The sequence below is a fragment of the Cohaesibacter haloalkalitolerans genome (assembly GCF_003574655.1).
GTDB lineage: Bacteria > Pseudomonadota > Alphaproteobacteria > Rhizobiales > Cohaesibacteraceae > Cohaesibacter > Cohaesibacter haloalkalitolerans.
The window spans coordinates 545,790-551,965 of sequence record NZ_QNUM01000004.1; the positions used below are offsets into that span (position 1 = coordinate 545,790).

Genomic DNA, 6,176 nt, shown 5'->3' on the forward strand with positions numbered 1-6,176 from the left:
ATCCGGTGCGATGACCCTTTTCCCAAGATTTGAAGGACGGCGGAGGAGCCATCATGGAAAAGCTCGACAAATTTCTGCATCGAACGCTGCTTTGGGCCATTGCAAGCCTTATGTTCGTCATGATGGGGCTCACCTTTACGCAGGTCGTGGCACGCTATCTGATGCATCATTCCCTGAGTTGGTCTGAGGAAGTAGGGCGATATGTCTTCGTTTGGATTTCCTTTCTTGGCCTAGCTGCAGCTTTTCGGTCAGGCGCGCACGTTGCGCTGGACATCCTTTCCGACATGCTGGCACCCGCTCCTCGCAGAGTACTGGCCATCATCAACACATCCTTCATCGCATTACTTGCGGCTGCTCTGTTCTTTGGCGGAATTGCCCTGATGAAGTTCGGCATGCGCCAGCGCAGCCCGGCGTTGGATCTGCCGATGTATCTTGTTTATGTGGTCATTCCCATTAGCGGAGTTGCCCTTGGTTATTTTGCAGTGCGCTCGGTCTGGGGGCACTTGACCAGCAAAGTGGAGGATTGAGCAATGCTTAGTTTGATCTTGTTTGGCGGATTTGCTTTCTTCCTTGTTCTCGGTCTTCCTGTCGGCTTCGGACTCGCGCTGGCCTCTATCGCAGCCATTTTCTATAAGGGTTTTCCGATTGCCCTTTTCGGTCAGCGCATGTTTACGGCCATCGACTCCTTCCCACTGATGGCGATCCCGCTGTTCATGCTGGCAGGCTCTCTTATGGGCCATGGCGGTATTACGCGCCGGATCATCAACTTCACGCTGTCCTTTGTCGGCAATGTCCGCGGGAGCCTTGGCCACGTGGTCTCAATTAGCGGCGTGATCATGGGGGGGATTTCCGGATCTGGCGTTGCAGACGTGGCCGCCCTGGGCTCAGTAATGATCCCAGAAATGAAGGATCGAAAGTATGATGCTGGCTTTTCAGCGGCTCTCGTTGCCTGTTCGGGCAGTATCGGGCTGATCGTGCCACCTTCCATCGCCATTATCATCTATGGTGTGGCAACCCAGTCCTCGATCGGCGACCTGTTCATGGCCGCCATCGCACCGGGCGTGCTCATTGGGCTAGGCTTTCTCGCATATTCCTACTATTTCGCTAGGAAGCATGGCTATCCCAAGGAGGGCAAAGTCAGCCACGAGGAAAAATGCCGGCGCTTCAAGGACGCCAGCTGGGCGCTTCTGATGCCGATCATCATTATCGGCGGTATCCGCATGGGTATCTTCACGCCAACCGAAGGCGGGGCCGTGGTCTCTGTCTACGCCCTTTTCGTTGGGATGTTCGTCTACAAGGAAATCACGCTCGACAAGATCCCCCGCATTTGCATGGAAGCGGCGATTGCAACGGCGGTCATCTCAACCATCATCGCCTCGACCTCCCTGTTCGGGTGGCTGTTGACCAGTGAACAGATCCCGCAATATCTCGCAGGAAAGATCCTGTCGCTAACGGACAACAAATATGTCCTGCTTCTTCTTATCAACGTAATGCTTCTGATTGTTGGCATGTTCATCGATAGCGGTCCCGCCATTCTGTTGCTGACCCCGATCCTTGGTCCCGTTGCTTCCAGCCTGGGTGTCGATCCGGTTCAGTTCGGGCTTGTTATGGTGATCAACCTGACCATCGGCTTGCTGACGCCGCCGGTTGGAACCGCCATGTATGTCGCCGCCAACATCTCAGGTGTTCCGGCGCTAAAGCTGACGAAGAGCTTTGTCCCCTTCTGGATGATCATGATTGGGGTGCTGATGCTTGTCACCTTCGTTCCCAGTTTTACCACCTGGGCATCGTGAAGCCTTCAGGCAATGAAGATTAAGAGCACATCTCGACAAGGCAGAGAGGCTGGATCGAAATGATACCGAGAATCTATCTGGTTCGCCATGGCGAAACCGAATGGAACCGCGACGGTCGGATGCAGGGGCAGCAGGATTCTCTGCTGACTGCCCGAGGCAGAGCGCAAGCCAGACGGTCCGGGCAAGCACTGGCCAGGTTGGGGGCAACCAACCTGCCTGCCTGGGTCAGCCCGCTGGGTCGAGCCGTCGCAACGGCAGCCTTGATTTCCGAAGAAGTGGAGCTGGGCTCCCTTGTCCTCGAACCACGGCTGATGGAAGTCGGTCTCGGCTCTTGGGAAGGTCGGACGGGCGAGGATATTGCCCTTCAGTACAGCAAGGAGTTGGAAGGCATTCCCCGTTCTGCCTGGAGTTTCAAATGCCCGGATGGCGAAGGCTATGAAGCTGCCACCAGCCGCATAGGACAATGGCTTGGCGAGCGTGAAGAAAGTGCCGTTGTGGTGATCACCCATGGCATGCTCGGACGGGTTTTCCGTTCAATGCTGACGGGTATGTCGCCGGAGATCTCGATGATCACCAATGTTCCGCAAGATGCGATCTGGTGTTTCGAAGATGGAAAATTGACCGAACTGCCCGTGGATGTCCGGTTGTGATTGGCCTGATCAGCGCGTGCCCTGAACTGTGGGTACATGGTGGTGGGATCAGGAATACAGACAAAGGAATGAAAAGATGAGCTTGTTACTCGGTGTCATTGCTGACGATTTTACCGGAGCTACCGATATCGCTGGATTTCTGGTTGCCAACGGGCTGGCCACGACACAGTTGATCGGGGTTCCCGAGGATAAGATTGATGTTGAGGCCGAGGCCATTGTGATTTCGCTGAAATCGCGATCTTGCGTTACAGAGAAAGCGATTTCAGAAAGTCTCGAAGCGCTTGAATGGCTGCGCCGCAAAGGCTGCAAGCGAATCTTTCAGAAATACTGTTCAACCTTCGATTCCAGCAAGGATGGCAATATCGGCCCCGTCGCCGATGCGTTGCTGGATGCCCTTGGCGACAATCTCACAGTTGTCTGCCCGGCATTGCCGATCAACGGCCGCACGATCTACAACGGCTATCTGTTCGTCAATGGCGTGTTGCTGGAGGAATCCGGCATGCGCAATCATCCCATCACGCCGATGACCGACAGCAGCCTTGTCCGTTTGATGGAAGCCCAGTCGTCTGGCCAATGTGGCGTTGTGCCCGCAGAGATTATCGACAAAGGTTCTCAAGCGGTGAAGGATGCATTGGAAGCTGCCCGGACCGAAGGCAAGCGTTATATGGTGCTGGACAGCATCACAGATACCCATCTTGATATTGTCGGACAGGCGGTTTGCGACATGCCATTGGTAACCGGAGGGTCTGGGTTGGGCGCAGGCATTGCCAGAGCCTTGAAGAAGCCTGAGCAGGCTGACGCTGAGGATGCTGCAAAGGCGGGAGCTGCTCAACCGGGGCGCGGTGTTGTTTTGGCCGGATCCTGTTCGGTCATGACCAACTGCCAGGTTGCCCTCTATAAGACCAAGGCGCCGGCGCGGGCCGTGGAACCCGAACGCTGCATGGCAGATGCGGAAGGCTATGGAAAGGAGCTTGCCGCATGGGTACTGAGCCAACCGTTTGGAGCGGATTGCCTGTCGCCTATGCTGCACGCAACGGCCGACCCGCAAGCGCTCAAGGATATCCAGAAAAAATATGGGTCCAAAGCCTCCAGTGCCATTGAAGAGACTTTCGCAGTTGTCTCAGGCCTTCTGGCTAACCATGGTGTCACGCGTTTTGTGGTGGCTGGCGGCGAGACATCCGGTGCGGCCGTCAAGGCGCTGGGTCTTTCCGGCTTTGCCATTGGGCCTCAAATAGCGCCAGGCGTGCCATGGGTCCGGGCAATCGACAAACCATATTCTCTGGCCCTCAAGTCGGGCAATTTCGGCACGGAGTCATTTTTCTTTGATTGCCAGACGCCGGAAGCACTGGCTCGGCTCGACCAGTCAGCTAAATAGTCAAGAAAGGTGAGCAATATGACCAAGAACGACGATATCATCAGGATGTGCGGTCTGTGCGAAAGCCTTTTTGCACGTGGCTATGCTGTTGGCGGGGCTGGTAATGTTTCGATAAAAACCGAGAGTGGCGGCTTTGTCGTCACACCCACGGGCAGCTGCCTTGGAAGGCTGGATCCTGAGAAGCTGGCGGAGTTTGACAAAAATGGAACGTTGATTAGTGACATCCGGCCATCCAAGGAGTTTGCCTTTCACAGGGTTCTGTACGACGTAAGGCCAGAGATCGGAGCCGTGGTTCATCTGCATTCGACTTATTTGACAGCGTTGTCTTGTCTGGAGAATCTGGATAGAGAAAATGCCTTACGGGCTTTTACGCCCTATTACGTCATGAGAGTCGGCCATCTGCCAGTTGTTCCCTATTACCGTCCCGGTGCGCCTGAGATAGCTCGAGATCTGGAGATCATGGCTAGAAATCATGCCGTTAATGCCTTTTTGCTTGCGTCACACGGCGTGGTGGTGCTGGGCAAGACGATCGAAGAGGCGGTTGGCAATGCGGAGGAACTGGAAGAAACAGCCAAGCTGTTTTTTCTGCTCAATGAAAAGCCGGTACACTATCTGAGCGAGGCAGAAATAGCTGAGCTCGTTAAGTAAACGATTAAGTGAACAAAAGCTAACTCGATCTGATGCTCAGTTAGTACCTTGCTCAAATTGAGTTGGCTCAGTTATTTAGGTAAAAGTGTGTTGCAAATACTCGAGATTAGGCCTGCGGGGGTATTTATAGATCTCTTTCTCGGTTTTTTAATGCAACGAACTATCGGATTTGGTTCACGATGAATGGGGCAAAGCCATGATACCAGTTGAAAGACAGCGTCGTATTCGCCAGGCCATTGAAGCCAAAGGTATGGTAAGCATTGCTGAATTAGTTGAAATGCTTGACGTTTCTCACATGACCGTGCGGCGCGATTTGCAGCTGTTGGAGCAAGAGGGTCATCTCAATTTGGTTTCTGGCGGAGCTCAAAAAGTCAGTCGATTTTTCACAGAATTACCGATTAACGAAAAGCGCGAACTGCAATACCCAGAGAAGTTAGCAATAGCACGAGAAGCGGTAAAGATGGTCCGACCTGGGACCGCGATCTACTTCGATGCTGGATCCACGTGCCTTGCCGTTGCGGAAGAGATTGTGAGGCGCCCGGCTCTTCGTGACTCCATCATTGCCGTTACCAATGATTTTAGCGTAGCCAATCACTTCATGCTCAATTCAAGATGTCGCCTTTATCATACAGGTGGGGAGGTGTTGCGTGATAACAAATCTTGCATTGGAGAACTCACTGCCAGCCTGATAAGTGGATTGAATATCGACCTTGCATTTCTTTCTTCGTCATCGTGGAACGAAACTTGGATGTCGACTCCGAATGAAGCAAAAATTGCGGTCAAGATTGCTGCTGTGAAAGCATCGGAGCGGGCGGTGCTTGTAACAGACACTTCCAAGTTTGGTAAGGTCGGATTTTTCAATGTCATTAAGCTTCAGGATCTTGACGCAGTAATTACCGATAACGCTTTGGCTCCAGAAAAGCAGGACCATCTCTTACAAACCGGGGTGAACTTGAAGTTAGTTGAACCGTTGTCAGATGATACTGAATTTGAGACATTGAGCTTAGGTTGATCTAAGAGCCTGAGCGAAAAGTAGTTGAGTGATATCACTGGTTTGTGATTCACCGTCTTGCGAAGAGATGGAGGATCAGATGACCTGGACAGATGTCACTGGGCAGGAGCATAGCCGAATATCGGATAGATATCCAAGCGATTTGACGGATGCGGAGTGGGCGCTGCTGGAGCCACTGTTACCTCCGGCCAAGTCAGGCGGTCGTCCCAGAACAACCGACTTGCGCGATGTTGCCAATGCGATTTTGTATATTGCCAGTTCTTGCTGCCAATGGCGCATGTTACCCAAAGACTTTCCGCCGATGACGACCGTCCAAGGCTATTTCTATGATTGGCGAAATCGAGGCTTGTTGCTGTCAGGACCTGTCACGGTTCCGTTGCGTGTACTCATTTAGGCTGCTTTTCTCTCGAAAGCCAAGGGGCTTTTCCAGCCGAGAGCTGAGTGTTTTCTTCGCGGATGGTAAAAACCATTGATATGCTCAAAATTTGGCGCTTCAGCTTGCCTCCTTGATTGCCAGCTTTGCCTCCAGATCCGTTCGGCCTTGATGGTCTTGAAGAATGTCTCTACCGCTGCATTATCATGACAATTGCCCTTTCCGTTCATGCATTGCCCGGCAGGCGATGCCAGCATCGCTGAGAGGGGATGGCCTGATGCCGTGTAGACGCAAGATCTTCTGATAATCATGAGAGCAATATTGG

General features: G+C 53.0%; 6 protein-coding genes and 2 pseudogenes. 7 read left to right on the top strand and 1 reads right to left on the bottom strand.

Annotated elements, in window-relative coordinates; genetic code table 11:
• Positions 1 to 53 precede the first annotated feature (53 nt).
• The 7 genes and pseudogenes from DSL70_RS13060 to DSL70_RS13090 all read left to right on the top strand — a co-directional run.
• Positions 54 to 527 (top strand): TRAP transporter small permease, encoded by a 474-nt coding sequence (locus tag DSL70_RS13060; protein WP_119308405.1) that lies wholly within the window; start codon positions 54 to 56, stop codon positions 525 to 527.
• Positions 528 to 530: 3 nt separating this feature from the next.
• On the top strand, positions 531 to 1,793 hold the full coding sequence (locus DSL70_RS13065; RefSeq protein ID WP_119308341.1) for a TRAP transporter large permease: 1,263 nt from the start codon (positions 531 to 533) through the stop codon (positions 1,791 to 1,793).
• Between the two features lie 59 nt (positions 1,794 to 1,852).
• Positions 1,853 to 2,443, top strand: a complete 591-nt coding sequence (locus DSL70_RS13070) for a histidine phosphatase family protein (RefSeq protein ID WP_119308342.1) — start codon at positions 1,853 to 1,855, stop codon at positions 2,441 to 2,443.
• Positions 2,444 to 2,525: 82 nt separating this feature from the next.
• Positions 2,526 to 3,818: a 3-oxo-tetronate kinase gene (otnK, locus tag DSL70_RS13075; protein WP_119308406.1), complete on the top strand. Its 1,293-nt coding sequence runs from the start codon at positions 2,526 to 2,528 to the stop codon at positions 3,816 to 3,818.
• An 18-nt stretch (positions 3,819 to 3,836) separates the two neighbouring features.
• Positions 3,837 to 4,466: a 3-oxo-tetronate 4-phosphate decarboxylase gene (gene otnC / locus DSL70_RS13080; RefSeq protein WP_119308343.1), complete on the top strand. Its 630-nt coding sequence runs from the start codon at positions 3,837 to 3,839 to the stop codon at positions 4,464 to 4,466.
• A gap of 196 nt (positions 4,467 to 4,662) precedes the next feature.
• Positions 4,663 to 5,478 (top strand): DeoR/GlpR family DNA-binding transcription regulator, encoded by an 816-nt coding sequence (locus tag DSL70_RS13085; protein WP_119308407.1) that lies wholly within the window; start codon positions 4,663 to 4,665, stop codon positions 5,476 to 5,478.
• A 79-nt stretch (positions 5,479 to 5,557) separates the two neighbouring features.
• Positions 5,558 to 5,827: pseudogene (locus DSL70_RS13090) on the top strand (transposase); the annotation flags it as partial.
• A 41-nt stretch (positions 5,828 to 5,868) separates the two neighbouring features.
• On the opposite strand, the pseudogene DSL70_RS13095 reads toward DSL70_RS13090, so the two are convergent.
• Positions 5,869 to 6,176, bottom strand: a pseudogene (locus DSL70_RS13095) (integrase core domain-containing protein); the annotation flags it as partial.